Source organism: Streptomyces sp. DH10 (assembly GCF_029813805.1).
Taxonomy (GTDB): domain Bacteria; phylum Actinomycetota; class Actinomycetes; order Streptomycetales; family Streptomycetaceae; genus Streptomyces; species Streptomyces coeruleofuscus.
The window spans coordinates 167264-185413 of the sequence record NZ_JARVKU010000015.1 but is presented as its reverse complement, the minus strand read 5'-3'; the positions used below and the strand labels follow the sequence as shown (position 1 = coordinate 185413).

Here is an 18150-nt window from a genome sequence, read left to right as displayed (position 1 = left end):
AGGGCAGGTCCCCTCGGGGCGGGCGGTCACGCGGGAGTCCTGCGGACCGCCCGGCCCGCCAGGGCGTCCGTGCGGCGCCCGTCCTCGATCACGAACCGTCCGTCGACCAGCACGTACGGGATGCCCGTCGGGAGCACGCGCGGCTCGGCGAAGCTCGACCCCGCCGCGACCGTCGCCGGGTCGAAGAGCACCAGGTCGGCGACGTACCCCTCGCGCACCAGGCCCCGGTCCGGCAGCCGGAGCCGGGCCGCCGGGCGCGAGGTGAGGTGCGCGACGCACTCCTCCAGCGACAGCACCCCCAACTCCCGCACGTAGTGGCCGAGGTAGTGCGGGAACGTGCCGTAGGCGCGCGGGTGCGGCTTGGCGCCCTGGAGGATGCCGTCCGACCCGCCGGTGTGCACGCGGTGGCGCATGATCGCCCGGACGTTCTCCTCATGGCCGACGTGCTGGAGGATCGTCGGCGCCAGCCGGTCGGCCAGCAGCAGTCCGCGCGCGGTCACCCAGGGGGCCTCGCCCCGCCGGTCGGCCGACTCCTGGACGGTCCGGCCGACGTAATCGGCCAGCGCCGGGTCGCCCACGCCGGAGATCTCGATCGTGTCCCACTCGATGGGCACGCCGTGGCAGCCGTCCGAGCCGGTGACCTCCAGGTCGTGGCGGATCCGCTCGGCCGTCTCCTCGTCCGCCAGCCGCTCGACGACCCGCTCGGGGCCGCCCTCGCTCGCCCAGCTCGGCAGCATGGCCGCCAGCGTCGTACAGCCCGGCGTGTACGGGTACGTGTCGAGGCTGATGTCCGCCCCTTCCGCCAGCGCCTCGTCCAGCAGGGCCAGCAGCTCGGGCGCCCGGCCCTTGTTCACGCCGAAGTTCATGGTGGCGTGGGCGAGATGCAGGGAGCAGCCCGCCTGACGGGTCACCGCGACCATCTCCCGGTACGCCTCCAGGGCGCCCGCGCCGTAGGAGCGGTGGTGCGGGCAGTAGTAGCCGCCGTACGACGCCACCACCCGGCACAGCTCGGTCAGTTCGGCGTCCTGCGCGTACATGCCGGGGGTGTACGTCAGCCCCGACGACATGCCGACGGCGCCCTGTTCCATGCCCTCGGCGACCAACTGCCGCATCCGGTCCAGCTCCCGCGGGGTCGCCTCCCGGCCCTCCCAGCCGACGGCGAGCGCGCGCACCGTGCCCTGGGGGATGAGGTAGGCCGCGTTCACGGCGATCCCGCGGTCCAGGCGGTCGAGGTATTCGCCCACGGTCCGCCAGTCGAAGTCGATGTCGTCGCCGGAGCCGTTCCATCCGGCGATCGCCCGGCGCACCTCGCCGAGCGTGCGGTCGTCGACCGGCGCGTACGACAGCCCGTCCTGGCCGATGACCTCCAGGGTGACGCCCTGCGCGGCCTTGGCGCTGTGGTCGGGGTCGCGCAGCAGGGCCAGGTCGCTGTGGGCGTGCATGTCGACGAAGCCGGGGGACAGCACGAGGCCCTCGGCGTCCAGCTCCCGGCGTGCCTTCGGCCGCTGGCAGCCGGCCGCGGCGGCCTCCTTGACGATGGACACGATCCGGCCGCCGTCGACCACGACATCGGCCCGGTAGGAGTCCGCGCCGGAGCCGTCGACGACGTCCGCGTCCCGGATGACGAGCTCTTCCATCGCTCCCGGCCTCCTAGAAGAACGTACGGACGTAGTCGACGACCGTGCCGTCGGCCTCGGCGACCGGGATCAGCGGCCACTTGTCGAACGACGTGCACGGATGGGACAGCCCCAGACCGACCCAGTCGCCCACCTCCAGGTCCGCCTCCGGTGTGGTGCTCAGCCAGGCGTGCTGGTCGGACAGGGCCGTCACCGACACGCCGGTGGCCGGGCGCTCGGCGCCGTCCCGGCGGATCACCTGGGCGAAGGGCAGGTCGAGGTCGTAGGCCGCGTCCCGCTTGCCCGCGTTGACGAAGGCCTGCTCGGCACAGGGCCGTGACACCACCTGCGTCCACAGCCGGAACGCCGGCTCCAGGGCGCCCTCCTCGGGCACCCGGTTGAACGGGGTCAGCTTGCGGTAGTGGCCGTCGTCGTGCGAGACGTAGGCGCCCGAGCGCAGCAGCTTCAGGACCGGCAGGGAGAGTTGGGGGATCGCCGCGAAGACGTCGGCGACCGCGTCGAACCAGGCGCTGCCGCCCGCGCTGACGACGATCTCGTCGGCACCGGAGAACCGTCCGGCCTTGTCGAAGTCGGCGGCCAGCGCGACCAGTCGCCGCAGCCACGCCGTGACCCGCTCCGGGTCGGCCTTCGGCACCTCGCCCTCGTAGCCCGCGACGCCGACCAGCCGCAGGGTCCGCGTCCCCGCCACCGCGTCCGCGACCGCCGCGCACTCCGCCTCCGTACGCACCCCGGTACGGGCGCCCTCCCCGGCGGCGAGTTCGACGACGACGTCCAGCGGGCGCCGGGCACCGCTCAGCGCGGCGTCCATCAGCTCCACCCCGCGCACCGAGTCCACGTAACAGACGAAGCGGAACTCCGGGTCGGCGTCGAGCTCGGCGGAAATCCAGCGCAGGGCCGCCGCGTCGACCAGCTCGTTCGCCAGGAACACGCGCCGGGTGCCGAACGCGCGCGCCACCCGCACCTGATGCGGCACCGCCAGCGTGATGCCCCACGCACCGTGCTCGATCTGCCTCTGGAACAGCTGCGGCGCCATGGAGGTCTTGCCGTGCGGAGCGAAGGCCAGGCCGTGCCGGTCCGCGTAGGTCTCCATGAGTCTCAGGTTGTGCTCCAGGCGCTCGGCGGACAGCGCGAGCACGGGCGTGGCGAAGCCGCCGGTGAACAGGTTCCGGCGCTGGGCGGCCAGCTCGCCCACGGTCAGGCCGTCGGCGTCCGGCGGGAGGCCCTTGAAGCGGTGGTCGACGCGCTCGGCGGCGAGCCGGGCGAGGGACTCGGCGGCGGTATCGGCTGTCATGAAGCCTCCCTGATCAGGGGTGTTGCACTGACTGCAACATTCATTGCGTATATCGCTCAACGCTGTCTAACATCTCGGCCACCCGGGGTCAACGAAAGCGGCCGCACCCGCCGCCCCCGCCGAGCAACCAGGAGCTACGAGCATCGTGACCCCCACCGGACCCTGCAACGCCCCCGACGTCGTGGACGTCGTCGCGCTCGGCGAGTCCATGGTCACGTTCCTGCCGTCCCGGCCGGGACGGCTCGCCGACGTCCCCTCCTTCGACCGGGGCATCGGCGGCGCCGAGTCCAACACGGCGTGCGTGCTGGCCGCCGCCGGGCACTCCGTGCGGTGGGTCAGCCGGGTGGGGGACGACCCGTTCGGCGACCACCTGGTCGAGGCCATCGGCGGGTACGGAGTGGACGTGGCACACGTCCGGCGCGACCCAGCCCGCCCCACCGGCATCTACTTCCGCACCGCCGGGGACCGGGCCACCGACGCGCACGAGGTGGCGTACTACCGGGCCGGATCGGCGGCCTCGGCCATGTCGTCCGGCAACGTGGACCTGGACGCGGTCCGCGCCGGCCGCGTGCTGCACCTGTCCGGGATCACGGCCGCGCTGTCCGGGACCTGCCTGGACCTGATGCGCGAGCTGACCGCGCGCCGGCCCGGCCGCCCCCTGGTCTCCTTCGACGTCAACCACCGGCCCGGACTGTGGCGCGACACGGACGCCCCGGAGGTGCTGCGGGACCTCGCGCGGGGCGCGGACCTCGTGTTCGTCGGGCAGGACGAGGCCTGGGGGCTGCGCGGCGCCGAGGCCGTCCGCGCCGCCCTCCCCGAACCCGAGGTGCTGGTCGTGAAGCAGGGCGCCGCGGGAGCCACCGTCTTCGAGAAGCGGGACGTCACCTTCGTGCCCGCCCCGCGGGTCGACGTCGTCGCCGCCGTCGGCGCCGGGGACGCCTTCGCCGCCGGGTTCCTCTCCGCCACCCTGCGCGGACTGCCCGTCCGGGACCGGCTGCGGCACGGGCACCTGCTGGCCGCCGCCGCCCTCACCGCCCCCGGCGACCTCGCCGCGCCGCCCGCGCGGAAGCACGCCGACCGCCTCGCCGCCCTGGACGACGCCGCATGGGGGAGACTGCGACTCGGCCCGGGCTGGACCGATGACACACAGCGGGCCCCCGAGGAGGTACGTACGCCATGAGCCAGACCGTCGACCGCGCGCTCAGCATCCTGCCGCTGCTCGCCGAGGGCCCCGCCGACCTGGGGCAGGTCGCCGACCGCCTCGGCGTGCACAAGTCCACGGCCCTGCGCCTGCTGCGCACCCTCCACGAGCACGGCCTCGTCTACCGCCAGTCCGACCAGCGCTACCGCCTCGGCGCCCGCCTCTTCGCCCTCGCCCAGGAGGCGATGGAGAACCTCGACGTCCGCGAGATCGCCCATCCCCACCTGGTCCGCCTCAACGAGAGCTGCGGACACACCGTGCACCTCGCCGTGTACGAGGAGAACGAGGTCCTCTACATCGACAAGGTCGAGAGCCGCTACCCGGTGCGGATGTACTCCCGCATCGGCAAGCCCGTCGCCATCACCGTCGCCGCGGTCGCGAAGCTGCTGCTGGCCGACCTGCCCGAGCACGAGCGGCGGGCGGTGGCGGAGAAGCTCGACTACCCCGCGTACACGGCCCGTTCGACACCCAGCGCCACCGCGTTCCTGCGTGAGCTGGAGAAGGTGCGCGAACAGGGCTGGGCCACCGACCTCGGCGGCCACGAGGAGTCCATCAACTGCGTCGCGGCGCCCATCCGCGGCGCCGATGGCCGGGTCGTCGCCGCGATGTCGGTCTCCGCGCCGAACGTCGTCGTCACCGCCGACGAACTCCTCACCCTGCTGCCGCTGGTGCGCCGTACGGCGGACGCCATCAGCGGCGAGTACTCCGGCAGAACACCAGTGAAGGGCACCGAATGACGGACAAGACCGCGCTCATCCCCGAGACCCACACCACCCCGCCGGCGAAGTTCTCGCACGGTGTGAGGAAGGGCAACATCCTCCAGGTCGCCGGCCAGGTCGGCTTCCTGCCCGCCGAGGAGGGCAAGCCGCCCACGCCCGCCGGGCCGACCCTGCGCGAGCAGACCCTCCAGACCCTGGCCAACGTCAAGGCCGTCCTCGAAGAGGGCGGCGCCGGCTGGGACGACGCGATGATGATCCGCGTCTACCTCACCGACGTGGCCCACTTCGCCGAGTTCAACGAGATCTACAACGCGTACTTCGAGGAGCAGGGCCTGACCCAGCCGCCCGCCGCGCGCACGACGGTCTACGTCGGCCTGCCCGCGGGTCTCCTCGTCGAGATCGACGCGCTGGCCGTTCTCGGCTGACACTCCCACTCCCGCACGCCCGTGAGGCGCGGCGCCACCGATGCGCCGCGCCGCGCTCCCCCCTACCCCGAAGCTGTATGCATTTACCCAGAGGACCCCCAAATGTCCCATCCGCTCGCCGCGTCCGCCCCTGCCGAGACCCCACCCCACACCGGAGGCCTGCTCCTCCTGGTCGACGGTACGGCCGGACTCCTGCTCACCGCCGCGCTCGGCATCGCACTGCTGCTGTTCCTCATCATCAGGATGAGACTCCAGCCGTTCGTCGCCCTGCTCGCGGTCTCCATAGCCGTCGGCCTCGCGGCCGGACTTTCGGTCACCGAACTCTTCGGCACCGTCCAGAAGTCGGACGCCGTCTCCACCATCGAGTCCGGCATGGGCGGCATCCTCGGCCATGTCGCCATCATCATCGGCCTGGGCACCATGCTCGGCGCGATCCTCGAAGTCAGCGGCGGCGCGGAGGTGCTGGCCGGCCGGCTCCTCGGCATGTTCGGCGAGAAGCGCGCCCCGCTCGCCATGGGCCTGACGGGCCTGATCTTCGGCATCCCCGTCTTCTTCGACGTCGGCATCTTCGTCCTGGCGCCGATCGTCTACGCCGCCGCCAAGCGCTCGGGCAAGTCGATCCTGCTCTACTGCCTGCCCCTGCTCGCGGGCCTGTCGGTCACGCACGCCTTCCTGCCGCCGCACCCCGGCCCGGTCGCCGCGGCCGGCCTCCTGCACGTGGACCTCGGCTGGGTCATCCTCATGGGCATCGTCTGCGGTCTGCCGGCCGTCGTGGCCGCGTGGGCGTACTCGGCGTGGATCGGCCGCCGCATCTTCGTCGCCGTGCCGCAGGACATGGTCGAGGCGGCCCAGGAAGCCAAGCAGGCCGTCGTCGACGAGCAGCGGGCGGCAGGTACGGAGCCGCGCGAGCAGCCGGTCTCCCTCGGCACGGTCCTCGGCATCATCGGCACCCCGCTGGTCCTCATCCTCGCCGCGACCTTCTCCTCGATCGCCCTGGACCCCTCCACGCTCCGCTCGGTGATCGAGTTCTTCGGCAACCCCTTCGTGGCGCTCACCCTCGCCCTGTTCCTCGCGTACTACCTGCTCGGCATCCGGCGCGGCTGGTCCCGCAAGTCCCTTGAGACGGTGTCCACGGCGTCCCTGAAGCCGGTCGGCAACATCCTGCTCGTGGTCGGCGCGGGCGGCATCTTCGGCGCCGTCCTCAAGGCCAGCGGCGTCGCCCAGGCCCTCTCGGACACGTTCAACGACGTGGGCCTGCCGGTGCTCGTCCTCGCCTATCTGATCTCCGTGGTGCTGCGCGTCGCCCAGGGCTCCGCGACGGTGGCCATCGTGACGACGGCGGGCATCGTGGCGCCCCTGCTCTCCGAGGGCGACCACTCCCAGGCGTTCGTCGCCCTCGTCATCATGGCCATCTCGGCGGGCTCCATCTTCGCCTCGCACGTCAACGACGGCGGCTTCTGGATGGTCGCCAAGTACTTCGGCATCAGCGAGCGGGACACGCTGAAGTCGTGGACCGTGCTGGAGAGTGTCCTGTCGGTGGCCGGGTTCGTGGTGGCCGCGGTGTTGAGCATCTTCGTGTAACGATGCGGGGGCCGACTGTGTGCGGCACAGGTTCGTCGACCATACTGCTCCGCTGTGGAGCAGCGCATAGGTTCGAGCAGCCAGCCCCTTAAGGCCGAGCCCGTGAAGGGCGCCGGATTCGACCCGGCCTTCATCCCCGGGCTCACGTCACCCGCGTCCGGAAGGACGGAGGACGACGGGCCGGAGAAGGATCCTGAGGTCGCCGAGGCCGAGGAAGCCGAGGAGGCCGCCCCCGAGCAGGAGGAGACGACGGAGACGGCTCAGACGTCGCCCTCCGAGCCGGAGGAGGCCGATGCCGACGGCCCCGTCTTCGAGGCCTCCGACCGCCGGGCGAGGATAGTCGCCGACAGCAGAGGCGTACGCCTGTCCCTTGACGACCAGGAATGCGAGTTCCGCTGGGACGAGATCGGGGCGGTCGAAACGGAGACCGCCCGGTTCGGCAAGCGCTACACCGTCACCGTCCACACCCCTGACCGGCGCTGGTACCCGATCGAGATCGAAGCGCCGGCCAGGAGCCGTTTCACGGAGTGGGACGAGCAGTTGGACGCGGTACTGGACGCCTACTTCGAGGAAGACGCCGAGTAGCCGGCCGGGCGACTATCGGCAGTACTGGGTTTCCTTGCCGATCGACCGGTACATGCAGTCGGCGTTCTCCAGCAACTGCAACACCGCGTCCCGGTTACGGGAGGTCTCCCGCTCGATCACCTCGTCGGGCGGGTAGAACCCGCCACCGCCGGACCTCGGATACATCTCGAACGTGTACCCGAAGATCTTGTGCGCGCCCCAGAGGTAGTCGTCGATCGACCCGTCCGTGATGTACAGGTCGCTGGACTGCTCCGCCGTGTACCCGTTGCTCGCGGCCATCTTCTGCCCGACGGTCTTGAACGCCGCGTGGTCGTCCGCGGTCATCCCGGTGGTCGTGTCGGAGTACGTGTAGCCGAACGGCCACAGCACCAGCTCGCTGTACGTGTGGAAGTCGATGCCGGCCTTGATCTGCTGCACCCCGCCGACGACCCGGCTGCGCACGAAGTCGGCGACGACCTTCACCTCGGGCGCGGACTCGGGCGCGGAGCCCCGGTAGGTGTCGGAGGACGTCGAGCCGGAGGAGCCGCCGCAGCAGCCCCAGCGGTAGTTCCAGTTGCGGTTGAGGTCCGTACCGACGTACGAACTGCCGCTGTTGGGCTGGCGGTTCTTGCGCCACGAGCGGTACGACCCGGTGGCGATGTCGTACTCGCCGCCGTCCGGGTTGATGTCCGGGACGATCCAGATCTCACGGTTGTTCACCAGGCTGGTGACGCGCGAGTCGGAGCCGTGGTCGGAGGTCAGCTCGCGCAGCAGGTAGAGCGCCATCTCGACGGTGAGGTGCTCGCGGGCGTGCTGGTGGTGCGTGAACAGCACCTCCGGCTCGGACTCGTCGCTGCCGACGTTGTCGCTGATCTTGACGGCGACGATGTTCCGGCCCTGGTACGACTTGCCGATCACGCGCTGGCTCGCGATGGACGGGTTGGCCGAGACGATCGAGTTGATCTCGCTCGTCATCTCCGCGTAGTTGTGGTACTTCGAGTCGCCCGACGGGAAGTCGGAGATCCGGATGTCGTCCTCGCCGGCGGACCGGTCGGGGACCGCGCCGAGCGGGGTGACCTCGTAGCCCAGCGTGCGCAGCTTCTTGATCTGGTCCGCGCGTCCGGAGACGACGACACCGTGGCCGTGGGCCTCGTCCACGGTCACTCCGGTGCGCTGAAGTGCCGTGCGGTCCCCGGCCGTCGAGTGCATGTGGATCTCGTACTGCCGGACGTCGTCGGCGGAGGGGGCCGCCTTGCGGACGCTGTCGGCGGTGGCGTCGGTCGTCGTCGCGGAGAGGGGCGCCGCGAGGGCGAGTGCGAGGAGGGCGGCGAGGGCGGCGGTGCGTCTGCCGGTGCGGGCACCGGAGCCTCGTATGCGGAGTCGCATGAAATCTCCTTGTGGGAGGTGGGGTTGTTCCGTGCGACGTACGTGGTGCGGGTGGCGCACATCGTTCTGCTAATGGCATGAGCAGGTCAAGACTGAAAGCGGACGCGCAGTGTACGCGTGCGGCCCTGCGGTCGAGCTGTCCCGGCCGAAGTACACCCACGGGTGTGACCCGAGCGTGCATATATGTACGCGAAGGGGGAGAGTGAGGGCCCGCGCTAGGGCCTGTCGGCCCTCGGACCACACCCCCAGAGGACTGGCTGATCATGGGCGGATCAGCGCCACGACGGGACCACCAACTGCCGGTCGAGACGACCAGCTTCGTCGACCGGCGGGGCGAACTGACCCAGGGCCGCGAGCTGCTGGCCCGCGCACGGCTGGTGACGCTGACCGGGCCGGGCGGCGTCGGCAAGACCCGGCTCGCCGCGCGCGTCGCGGCCCGGGTGCAGCGGGCCTTCCCGGACGGCGTGCGCTTCGTGCACCTCTCCGGGCTGCACGACCCGGCGCTCGTGCCGCTCGCCGCCGCCGACGCGCTGGGCCTGCACGACCACTCCGCCCAGCCGCCGCTGGACGCCCTCGTCGAGCAGGTGCGGGACCGGCGGCTGCTGCTCGTCGTCGACAACTGCGAGCACCTGGCGGGTGCGTGCGCGCGACTCGCGGCGGCCCTGCTGCACGGCACCGAGGGCGTCCGCGTTCTCGCCACCAGCCGGCACCGGCTCGGGCTCACCGAGGAGCATCTGCTGGAGGTGCGGCCCCTGCCGGTGCCCGACCCGGACGGCGACCTCTCCGCCGCCGAGGGCTACCCGGCCCTCACGCTCTTCGCCGACCGGGCCGCCGCCGTCGTCCCCGGCTTCCGCCTCACCCCGGACAACCGCGCCTCCGTGGCCCGCCTGTGCCGCCGCCTGGACGGCCTTCCCCTCGCCATCGAACTCGCCGCCGTGCGCATGCGCGTCCTCGACGTCGACCAGCTCCTGGACCGCCTCGACGACCGCTACCGCTTCCTCACCACCGGCAGCCCCGCCGCCCTGCCCCGCCACCAGACCCTGCGAGCGGCGGTCGCCTGGAGCCACGACCTGTGCACCGCCCCCGAGCAACTGGTGTGGGCCCGGCTGTCGGTCCTCGCGGGCAGCTTCGACCTGGAGACGGCGGAGGCGGTGTGCGCGGACGACACGGGGGAGCCCGGCGCCCGGCGGGGAAGGGGCCCGGCGCCGGCGGAGGCGCTCCCGCCGGGCGGGGCGTGCACGGGTGGTGTCCCGGGCGGGGCACGTCCCGACGTGCCGTCGGGCGGCGCCCGGTTCACGGACGGCTCCGGTGAACGTACCCGGCCCGCACCGGCGCTCGCGGGGACGGTGACGCTGCCCCCGCTCGACGGCGGTTCGGGCAGCGCGGTGCCGCCCATGCCGGCTCCGGCAGCCGGGCCCGTGCCGTTGCCCGTGATGCGCCCCGAGCCCCTGATCGTCCCGAGCCCCGGGACCGGCCCGGGCGGCGGCCTGACGCGGCCCCCGTTCGTGCAGGGGCCCGAGGCCATGACCTCGTTCCCGCACCTGCCCCCGCCCGCGCAGAGCCCGGGAGACATGCCGCTGTCCCGGCTCGGCGGCCTGACGCGGCCCCCGTCCGTGCCCGGCCCCGGGGCCATGACCTCGTTCCCAGCTCCGGCCCACTCCGGCGGCCCGATGCTGCCGCCGCCCCTGCCCGACCCGGCAGACCCCGCCGCGCCCCCGCCCGCCGCGGACGCCGCCGGTACCTGGCCTGCCCGGCCCGGCCAGGGCCTCCGTGCCGACGACGTGCTCGACGCCGTCGCCGGGCTGGTGGACAAGTCCGTGCTGTGCCGGGAGCCGGGGCCCGGTGGGGTGCGGTACCGGATGCTCGACACGCTGCGGCAGTACGGGCTGGAGCAGTTGCGCCGGACCGCCGGGGAGGAGGGCGCTGTCCGGCGGCGGCAGCGGGACTGGATGCTGCGGTGGGTCGGGGAGTGCGAGCGCGGCTGGTTCGGGCCCGGGCAGCCGGAGACCGTCGCCCGGCTGCGCGCCGACCGGGACAACCTGCGCGCCGCCCTCGACTTCAGCCTCTCCACCCCGGGCGAGGCGCTCGCCGGGCTGCGGCTCGCCGGCACCCTCTGGTTCTACTGGCACGCCTGCGGCGCCCCGCGCGAGGGCCTGTACTGGCTCGACCGGGCCCTGGCCGCCAACCCCGAGCCGACCCCGGAACGGGCCCGCGGCCTCTGGGTCGCCGGGCTGCTCGCCGCCGCCACCCAGGACTTCCCCCGCGGCCGCCGCGACGCCAGGGACGCCCTCGCCCTCGCCCGGGTCCTGGGCGACACCGCCGAGGCCGCCCACGCCGAGTACGTCATCGGCGTCCTGCGGCTGTTCGGCGACGACCTGCCCGGCGCGCTGCGGCACTTCGAGACGACCGTCGCCCGCGGCCCCGTGCCCGGCCAGCACCTCAGCGTCGTAGGCCTCGGCCAGGTCGAACTCGCCTGCGCGCTGGGCTTCCTGGGCGAGGCCGACCGGGCCGTCGAGGTGTGCGAGCGGGCCCTCGGGCTGTGCGAGCGGTACGGCGAGCAGTGGGTACGGTCGTACGTGCTGCGCATGCTCGCCCTCGCGCACACCGTGCGCCGCGACTGGGCCCCGGCCGAGCGGCACGCCCGCGAGGCCCTGCGCCTCAAGCTCGCCGTCCACGACGTCATCGGCATCGCCCTCACCCTCGACCTGCTCGCGTCGATCGCCACCGAACGCGGCGCCCACCGGCACGCGGCCGTGCTGCTGGGCGGCGCCGACCGCGTCTGGGCCGACATCGACGCCGCCCGCTGGGGCGCGCGCACCCTCAACTCCGCACGCCGGGACAGCGAGGAGCGGGCCTGCCGGGCCCTGGGACGGGACGCGTTCGAACAGGCCCACCGGCGCGGCGGGAGCCTCGGCCTCGCCGAACTCGTCGGCCACGCCCTCCAGGAACCGGCCCGCCCGCACCCCGGCGAGTTCCCGGCCCCGCACGACGACACCCCGGTCCGGCTCACCCCCCGTGAGACCCAGGTCGCCCGGCTCGTCGCCGAAGGGCTCGCCAACCAGCAGATCGCCGACCGGCTGGTGATCGCCCGCCGCACCGCCGAAGGCCATGTCGAACGCATCCTCAGCAAGCTCGGCTTCAGCAACCGCAGCCAGATCGCCGCCTGGATGACGGCCCAGCGCTGACCGCCGCACCGCAGACCCCCACCCGCACCACAGACCCCGAGGGAAGCCCATGAGCACCCGACAGCCCCCCACGCCCGCCGCGTTCGACCACCGCATGGCGGTCTTCGACACCGACGGCGACTTCGTGGCCGCCGCCCTGTCCTTCCTCGGCGAAGGCCTCGCCGCGCCCGGCGAACCACCCCCCGTGGCCATCGCCGACCCCCGCAACCTGGACCTCCTGCGGGACGCCCTCGGCGGGGACGCCAAGGACGTCACCTGCATCCCGCACACCGACTGGTACACCGGCTCCGCCGCCAACGCCGTCGCCCAGGCGGCCTCCTACCTCACCGCCCACGCCGGTCCCGGCGGCCGGATCCACCTCCTCATGGAACCCGTCTGGAGCGGCCGCGCCGGCCGCTCGACCCGCGAGACCACCGAGTGGATCCGCTACGAGGCCCTCGCCAACCTCCTCTTCGCGCCCATGGCCACGACCGCCCTGTGTGCCTACGACACCCGCACCGCCGGCCCCGCCGTCGTCGCCGCGGCCCGCCGCGCCCACCCCGGCACGGACGTGTACCAGGACCCGCTGCGGCTCACGGCCGAACTCGACGCCGTACCACTGCCCCTGCCCCCGGCGGGCGCCCAGCCCCTGGCGGAGACGCACGCCGCGGCCGTGCAGGCCTGGGCAGAAGCCCGGGGGCTTCCCGCCGCCGACGCCGAGTTGTTCGCCACGGCCGTCGCGGAAACGGCGGCGGCCCTGGCGCCCCTCGACGGCACCGCCCTGCTGTGGGGCGAGGCGCCCGCCTGCGTCTGCGAACTGCGCTCGGCCCGCCCCGTCGGCGACCCGCTCGCCGGCTTCGTCCCGCCCCCGCCCACCGGCGCGGAACCCGGCCCGGGCCTGTGGTACGCGCGCCAGGTCTGCGCGTACGTGGACATCCGCGACGACGCCGGGGGAACGACCGTCCGCCTCCAGTACGCATAACCCGCCCACCTGCACAAGCAGGTAGGGGATCGGGTAGTCCTCCCCCTGTGCCCGACCGGCCCCCGGGCCACCCTGGAGGCATGCTGCAACTCTCCGGGCCCCACCTCCCGGACCCCGACGCCGGGTACGGCCCGTTCCCGCAACCGCCGCTGGGAGCAGGCCACCTGAGCGTCGAGTTCGCCCCCGAGCCCTCCGCCGTCCGCGAAGCCCGCGCTCAGGTGCGCAGGCACCTGGAGGGATGGGGGCTGGCGGAGCGCGGTGAGGTGGCGGACGTCGCGGAACTGCTCGTCGGCGAACTGGCCACCAACGCCCTGGTGCACGCCGACAGCCGCTTCCGGCTCACACTCTTCGCCGCGCACGGCGTCCTGCGCTGCGAGGTCGCCGACGGGGAACGCCGCGTGCCCCGGGTGCTGGCGGCGGGCACCGGGGAGAACGGCCGTGGGATGTTCCTGGTGGACGCGCTGGCCCAGCGCTGGGGCTGCCACCGGGACGGGCCGGGCAAGATCGTGTGGTTCGAGCTCGGCACATGCGGATCGGACGGCTGTGGTCGGCGACAGCCGTGACGCTCCGCTGGGTTCGGCCGTCCCCGGGGCTCGCCCAGCCGCCGGGGGGCCGTTCCCGTCCGCGGGTTCGTGGGGGCTGGGCGCGCCCACGCGGCGGAGCCGCATATCGATACAGCCCCGCGCCCCTAAGGGGTTTCCGCTCAGGCCCTCTTGTCGGGCCGGGCTCTTTGCGGTTTGTTGACCTGCATGGCGGACACCACGGGAAACACCACGGACCACGAGGCGTCGCACCAGCCTCAGCCCCGTAAGGCGAGTTGGAAGTACATCGGCCCCGGCATCGTCGTCGCGGCGACCGGCGTCGGCGCCGGCGACCTGGTCGCCACGCTGATCGCGGGCAGCAACTTCGGCTACACCCTCCTGTGGGCCGCGATCATCGGCTGTCTGGTGAAGATCTCCCTGGCGGAGGCGGCGGGCCGCTGGCATCTGTCCACGGGCCGCACCCTGTTCGACGGCTGGGCCAGTCTCGGCCGCTGGACCACCTGGTTCTTCGCCGTGTACGTCGTGGTCTGGGGCTTCGTCTACGGCGCGGCGGCGATGTCGTCGAGCGCGCTGCCGCTCCAGGCGCTGTTCCCCGACGTGATGGACCTGAAGTGGTGGGGCATCGCCTGCGGTCTGGTCGGTCTGGTCTTCGTCTGGTTCAACAAGTACGCGGTGTTCGAGAAGGTCATGACGGTCCTGGTGGGCGTCATGTTCGTGGTGACGGTGTACCTGGCGATCCGCGTCACGCCCAACATCCCCGACGCCTTCGCGGGCCTTCTCCCGGTCCTCCCGGACGAGAAGGACTCGATCCTCAACACCCTGGGCCTGATCGGCGGCGTCGGCGGCACGATCACCCTCGCCGCCTACGGCTACTGGGTCAACGCCAAGGGCTGGACCGACACCGGCTGGATGAAGGTCATGCGCCTGGACAACCGCGTCGCCTACGCCACGACCGGCATCTTCGTGGTCGCCATGCTCTTCGTCGGCGCGGAGCTGCTGCACTCGGCGAACGTCGCGATCGCGAGCGGCGACAAGGGCCTGATCCAGCTGGGCGACATCCTGGAGGACGAGTACGGCGCCGCGACGGCGAAGTTCTTCCTGATCGGCTTCTTCGCCACGTCCTTCACCTCCCTGATCGGCGTCTGGCACGGCGTGAGCCTGATGTTCGCCGACTTCGTGGCCCGGCTGTCGGGCAAGGGCCAGGCCAAGGGCGAGGAGGTCGCCTCGGGCGCACGCGAACGCTCCTGGCCCTTCCGCGCCTACCTGCTCTGGCTGACCTTCCCGCCCATGATCCTCCTCTTCGAAGACCAGCCCTTCCGGCTGATCATCATCTACGGCGTCCTCGGCGCGGCCTTCCTGCCCTTCCTCGCCGGCACGCTGATCTGGCTCCTGAACTCACCCCGGACACCCCGGGAGTGGCGCAACGGCCCGCTCAGCAACGCGATGCTCGCCGTCGCGGGCCTGCTCTTCCTGGTCCTGTGCGTGAAGCAGGTCTGGGACCAGCCGTGGGGGGAGTTCTTCTAGGGGGCCGGCGAGGCGGACGGCGGCCGGTTACGGCAGGCCGTGCACGTGCGGGCCCACCGCGCTGGACCACGCGTTGCCGGCCGTAGCGTCCCAGTTGGTCGACCAGGTCATCGCGCCCCGGAGGTCCGGATAGGTCCGGGGCGGCTTGAAGGAGCCGCAGCCCGAGCCCTTGGTCAGGCAGTCCAGGGCGCTGTTCACCACGGACGGCGGGACGTAGCCGCCGCCCGCCGCGCGGGTGGAGGCCGGCACACCCAGGCCGACCTGGGACGGGGCGAGGCCGTTCTCCAGCTGGATGCAGGCCAGGGCGGTGAGGAAGTCGACCGTGCCCTGGCTGTAGACCTTGCCGTCGCAGCCGAGCATGGAACCGCTGTTGTAGTACTGCATGTTGACGACCGTGAGGATGTCCTTCACGTTCAGCGCCGTCTGGAAGTACGCGTTGGACGTGGACTGCATGTCGATCGTCTGCGGCGCCATCGTGAGGACGAGGGACGGTCCGGCCTTCGCCGAGAGCGACCTCAGCGCCTGCGTCATGTACGTCGCGTTCAGGCCGTTCTCCAGGTCGATGTCGACGCCGTCGAAGCCGTACTCCTGCATGACGGCGTAGACGCTGTTCGCGAAGTTCGCCGCCGACGCAGCGTCGTTGACGGTGACCGTGCCGCGTTCACCGCCGACCGAGATGACGACCTTCTTGCCGGCCGCCTGCTTCGCCCTGAGGTCCGCCTTGAACTGGTCGACCGTGTAGCCGTTCAGCCCGGCCGAGTCCAGGGTGAAGGTCACCGCGCCCGGCGTGGAGGTCGCGTCCGCGAACGAGACGGCGATGATGTCGTAGTGGGAGGGCACGTCGGACAGCTTCTGTACCGTCGCGCCGTTGTTGAAGTTCTGCCAGTAGCCCGTCACCGCGTGCTTCGGGAGCGCGGGGCCCGGCCCGTTCGGCTTGTTCGTGGTCCCGGTCACCGCCGTCGACTTCGGCGACTCGCCCGCCGCGTTCACCGCCGTGACCTGGAAGCGGTACGACGTCGAGGCCGCGAGGCCGGTCACCGTCGCCGACGTGCCGGTGACCGCTGTGACCTTCGTGCCGTCGCGGTAGACGGTGTAACCCGTCGCGCCGGAGACCGCGTTCCAGGCGAGGGACACCGACGAGGACGTCGTACCCGAGATGTTCAGGCCGCTCGGCGCGGCCGGGATCGCCGGGCCCGGGTCCGTGCCGCCGCCCCCGTCGGGACCGAACACCGACACGTCGTCCGCGTAGTACGCCGCCTGCCCGTACCAGCCGTGTGTGTACACCGTCACCGACGTCGTCGACGAACCCGTGGTGAAGGTCGTCGACAGCTGCTTCCATGAGGCGGAGTCCGGCGTCCAGGCGGACACGTCCGTCGTGCCCGTGCCCGAGACACCGAGGTAGGCGTAGCCGCCCCGGACCCAGGCGCCCAGCGTGTACGTCGAGCCGGGCTTCACCCTGACCGTCTGGCTGCACCGGGCGTTGTCCTGTCCCGCCGGGGTCGCCTTCAGCGCCGCCGTGCCGGCGTGCACCGGGGAGGAGACGGTCGTACCGCTGCCCGCCGAGCAGGTCCAGTCGCTCAGGCCCGACTCGAAGCCGGCGTTCCTGGCGTTGTTGACGTCGGCGGCGGACGCCTGGCCGACGGTCGTGACAGTGAGGGCCAGGGCCGCCGTGAGGGCGCCCGACCACAGCCGCAGGGATCGTCTGTGTATGGACATGACAAGAAAATGGTCCAGACCAACGACACTGTCAAGAGGTCCAGACCAACCTGTCCAGCAGCAGCCCGACCGCACACCCCGCCAGCAGCACGCCCGTCGACATCCACAGCGCCGGCCCGGCCGGGTCCAGCACACCCGGCCGCAGTGACAGCAACAGCACCTGCGCCGCCGCCGGAGCCGCGCAGGCCGCCGCCAGATGCCGCCCCGGCACCTGGCGCCACGGCTCCGGATGCACCCGCGCCGCCGCCCAGGTGGCGAGCACGACACACACCAGGTTCGGCAGGTGCACCAGCGCCAGCGCGGCACCGAAGGAGCCGACACCCCGCGGGCCGACGAGCGGGCCGTACACCAGCGTCATCTGGACGTACTCGCTGACGACCAGGACGACGATGCCGACGGCCCAGCAGCGGACGAGCGCCATCAACCGCTCCCGAAGATCTCGAAGTAGAGGAGGACCGCGAAGCCCAGCGCGGCCATGCCGCAGCCCGCGACCAGGGCGAGCGCCTGGAGCACCGGGGACCAGCTGCCCCGGCCCGCCACCGTCGCCGTGTCCTGCGGATCGCGCGGGTCGTAGGTGACGGTGACCCGGGTGCCCCGCGTCGTCGACCAGCCCGCCAGGTCCTCGAACTCGACCGGCGTGCCGTCGGCCGTCCGGAAGGCGAAGAAGTGCCGCCTGGCGTCCGAGCGGTGGTACGGCTCCGTCTCCACCCGGACGCATTCGCCCTCCGCCCGCATCCCGCGCCGCAGCACGCGCGTCACCGTCACCAGCCGCCGCGCGTACTTCCACGACAGCCCGCCGAACAGCGCCACGAGCAGCGCGAGTACGACGTAACCGGCGCCCGGCACCTCCATCGCTAGTGCACCTCGACCGAGTCGATGATCCGGTCCAGGTCCCCGTCCGGCAGGGACCCGCGCTGCGCGTCGACCCGGACCGCGAAGGCGGTGTCGGCCGAGTCCAGCCCGGCCAGGATCACGCCCTGGACCGGGGTGCCCTTCGGCGGGCCGCCGTCCTCGCCGGTCGCCTTGAAGGTGAAGTCGATCCGCTTCGCCTCGTCCGCCCCGGCCAGCTCCACGTCCTTGTGGCCCTTGACGTCCGCGCCCAGCTGGATGCCCGCCTCGGCGGCGATCGCGGCCTGCTCGGCGGAGTTCGCCTCGGTGAAGCCGAGCTGCACGGTGATGACCGAGACCTTCCTGCCGCCCTCCGTGCGCACCGCCGCGGCCGCGTTGTGCTTGCCGCGCTCACCGGCGCTCTGCTCCTCGTACCCCTTCGGATACGAGACGTCGACGCCCTTGGTCTTCAAGGTGCCCCAGCCGTCGGGCGCCGAGCCGGCGTCGGAGCTCCCGCAGCCGGTCAGGGCCACGGAGGCCGTCAGCAGGGCGGCGGCCAGGAGGGCACGGCGGGTCTTCATCGGCTTGGG

General features: G+C 72.6%; 16 protein-coding genes. 9 read left to right on the top strand and 7 right to left on the bottom strand.

What is annotated here, in order from left to right:
* Positions 1-26: 26 nt before the first annotated feature.
* Both QC385_RS28425 and QC385_RS28420 read right to left on the bottom strand, forming a co-directional pair.
* Positions 27-1637, bottom strand: coding sequence for an N-acyl-D-amino-acid deacylase family protein (locus tag QC385_RS28425; RefSeq protein WP_279544235.1), 1611 nt, complete (start codon positions 1635-1637; stop codon positions 27-29).
* A gap of 13 nt (positions 1638-1650) precedes the next feature.
* Positions 1651-2928: an amino acid deaminase gene (locus tag QC385_RS28420; RefSeq protein WP_279544234.1), complete on the bottom strand. Its 1278-nt coding sequence runs from the start codon at positions 2926-2928 to the stop codon at positions 1651-1653.
* Positions 2929-3073: 145 nt separating this feature from the next.
* On the opposite strand from QC385_RS28420, the gene QC385_RS28415 reads away from it, so the two are divergent.
* The 5 genes from QC385_RS28415 (at position 3074) to QC385_RS28395 (ending at position 7439) form a co-directional block, all read left to right on the top strand.
* Positions 3074-4108, top strand: coding sequence for a sugar kinase (locus tag QC385_RS28415; protein WP_279544233.1), 1035 nt, complete (start codon positions 3074-3076; stop codon positions 4106-4108).
* Complete coding sequence (locus tag QC385_RS28410; RefSeq protein ID WP_150482763.1) at positions 4105-4866, top strand: IclR family transcriptional regulator; 762 nt, start codon at positions 4105-4107, stop codon at positions 4864-4866. The genes QC385_RS28415 and QC385_RS28410 overlap by 4 nt, the downstream gene beginning before the upstream one ends.
* Positions 4863-5273: a RidA family protein gene (locus QC385_RS28405; RefSeq protein ID WP_279544232.1), complete on the top strand. Its 411-nt coding sequence runs from the start codon at positions 4863-4865 to the stop codon at positions 5271-5273. Before QC385_RS28410 ends, QC385_RS28405 begins: the two co-directional genes overlap by 4 nt.
* 102 nt (positions 5274-5375) lie before the next feature.
* Entirely contained in the window at positions 5376-6854 is a 1479-nt protein-coding gene (locus QC385_RS28400; RefSeq protein WP_279544231.1) for a GntP family permease, read from the top strand.
* Positions 6855-6908: 54 nt separating this feature from the next.
* A complete protein-coding gene (locus tag QC385_RS28395; RefSeq protein WP_279544229.1) occupies positions 6909-7439 on the top strand; it encodes a hypothetical protein in 531 nt (176 codons plus the stop codon).
* Between the two features lie 12 nt (positions 7440-7451).
* Here the strand turns inward: QC385_RS28395 and QC385_RS28390 are convergent, their stop codons facing one another.
* A complete protein-coding gene (locus QC385_RS28390; protein WP_279544228.1) occupies positions 7452-8804 on the bottom strand; it encodes a M14 family metallopeptidase in 1353 nt (450 codons plus the stop codon).
* 263 nt (positions 8805-9067) lie between these two features.
* Between QC385_RS28390 and QC385_RS28385 the strand changes: the two genes are divergently transcribed.
* The 4 genes from QC385_RS28385 to QC385_RS28370 all read left to right on the top strand — a co-directional run bounded on the left by QC385_RS28385 (position 9068) and on the right by QC385_RS28370 (position 15016).
* On the top strand, positions 9068-11989 hold the full coding sequence (locus QC385_RS28385; protein WP_279544226.1) for an ATP-binding protein: 2922 nt from the start codon (positions 9068-9070) through the stop codon (positions 11987-11989).
* Between the two features lie 49 nt (positions 11990-12038).
* On the top strand, positions 12039-12950 hold the full coding sequence (locus QC385_RS28380; protein WP_279544225.1) for an MEDS domain-containing protein: 912 nt from the start codon (positions 12039-12041) through the stop codon (positions 12948-12950).
* An 80-nt stretch (positions 12951-13030) separates the two neighbouring features.
* Positions 13031-13513 carry an ATP-binding protein gene (locus QC385_RS28375; protein ID WP_279544224.1) on the top strand — a complete coding sequence of 161 codons (483 nt, stop codon included), beginning with the start codon at positions 13031-13033 and terminating at the stop codon, positions 13511-13513.
* Between the two features lie 186 nt (positions 13514-13699).
* Positions 13700-15016, top strand: a complete 1317-nt coding sequence (locus QC385_RS28370) for an Nramp family divalent metal transporter (RefSeq protein WP_279544223.1) — start codon at positions 13700-13702, stop codon at positions 15014-15016.
* Positions 15017-15043: 27 nt separating this feature from the next.
* Here the strand turns inward: QC385_RS28370 and QC385_RS28365 are convergent, their stop codons facing one another.
* The 4 genes from QC385_RS28365 to QC385_RS28350 are packed head-to-tail and all read right to left on the bottom strand — an operon-like array spanning position 15044 to position 18141.
* Positions 15044-16732: a chitinase gene (locus QC385_RS28365; RefSeq protein WP_279544222.1), complete on the bottom strand. Its 1689-nt coding sequence runs from the start codon at positions 16730-16732 to the stop codon at positions 15044-15046.
* 31 nt (positions 16733-16763) lie between these two features.
* Positions 16764-17153, bottom strand: a complete 390-nt coding sequence (locus QC385_RS28360; RefSeq protein ID WP_150482771.1) for a hypothetical protein — start codon at positions 17151-17153, stop codon at positions 16764-16766.
* Positions 17153-17584 carry a DUF3592 domain-containing protein gene (locus QC385_RS28355; RefSeq protein WP_279544221.1) on the bottom strand — a complete coding sequence of 144 codons (432 nt, stop codon included), beginning with the start codon at positions 17582-17584 and terminating at the stop codon, positions 17153-17155. Before QC385_RS28355 ends, QC385_RS28360 begins: the two co-directional genes overlap by 1 nt.
* Positions 17585-17586: 2 nt before the next feature.
* A complete protein-coding gene (locus tag QC385_RS28350) occupies positions 17587-18141 on the bottom strand; it encodes a hypothetical protein (protein WP_279544220.1) in 555 nt (184 codons plus the stop codon).
* Positions 18142-18150: the final 9 nt, after the last annotated feature.

Coding starts and splice junctions, on each gene's coding strand:
- QC385_RS28380 (WP_279544225.1), top strand. CDS start 12,039: ATGAGCACCCGACAGCCCCCCACGCCCGCCGCGTTCGACCACCGCATG.
- QC385_RS28405 (WP_279544232.1), top strand. CDS start 4,863: ATGACGGACAAGACCGCGCTCATCCCCGAGACCCACACCACCCCGCCG.
- QC385_RS28355 (WP_279544221.1), bottom strand. CDS start 17,584: ATGGAGGTGCCGGGCGCCGGTTACGTCGTACTCGCGCTGCTCGTGGCG.
- QC385_RS28400 (WP_279544231.1), top strand. CDS start 5,376: ATGTCCCATCCGCTCGCCGCGTCCGCCCCTGCCGAGACCCCACCCCAC.
- QC385_RS28425 (WP_279544235.1), bottom strand. CDS start 1,637: ATGGAAGAGCTCGTCATCCGGGACGCGGACGTCGTCGACGGCTCCGGC.
- QC385_RS28420 (WP_279544234.1), bottom strand. CDS start 2,928: ATGACAGCCGATACCGCCGCCGAGTCCCTCGCCCGGCTCGCCGCCGAG.
- QC385_RS28390 (WP_279544228.1), bottom strand. CDS start 8,804: ATGCGACTCCGCATACGAGGCTCCGGTGCCCGCACCGGCAGACGCACC.
- QC385_RS28375 (WP_279544224.1), top strand. CDS start 13,031: ATGCTGCAACTCTCCGGGCCCCACCTCCCGGACCCCGACGCCGGGTAC.
- QC385_RS28350 (WP_279544220.1), bottom strand. CDS start 18,141: ATGAAGACCCGCCGTGCCCTCCTGGCCGCCGCCCTGCTGACGGCCTCC.
- QC385_RS28385 (WP_279544226.1), top strand. CDS start 9,068: ATGGGCGGATCAGCGCCACGACGGGACCACCAACTGCCGGTCGAGACG.
- QC385_RS28360 (WP_150482771.1), bottom strand. CDS start 17,153: ATGGCGCTCGTCCGCTGCTGGGCCGTCGGCATCGTCGTCCTGGTCGTC.
- QC385_RS28365 (WP_279544222.1), bottom strand. CDS start 16,732: ATGTCCATACACAGACGATCCCTGCGGCTGTGGTCGGGCGCCCTCACG.
- QC385_RS28410 (WP_150482763.1), top strand. CDS start 4,105: ATGAGCCAGACCGTCGACCGCGCGCTCAGCATCCTGCCGCTGCTCGCC.
- QC385_RS28370 (WP_279544223.1), top strand. CDS start 13,700: ATGGCGGACACCACGGGAAACACCACGGACCACGAGGCGTCGCACCAG.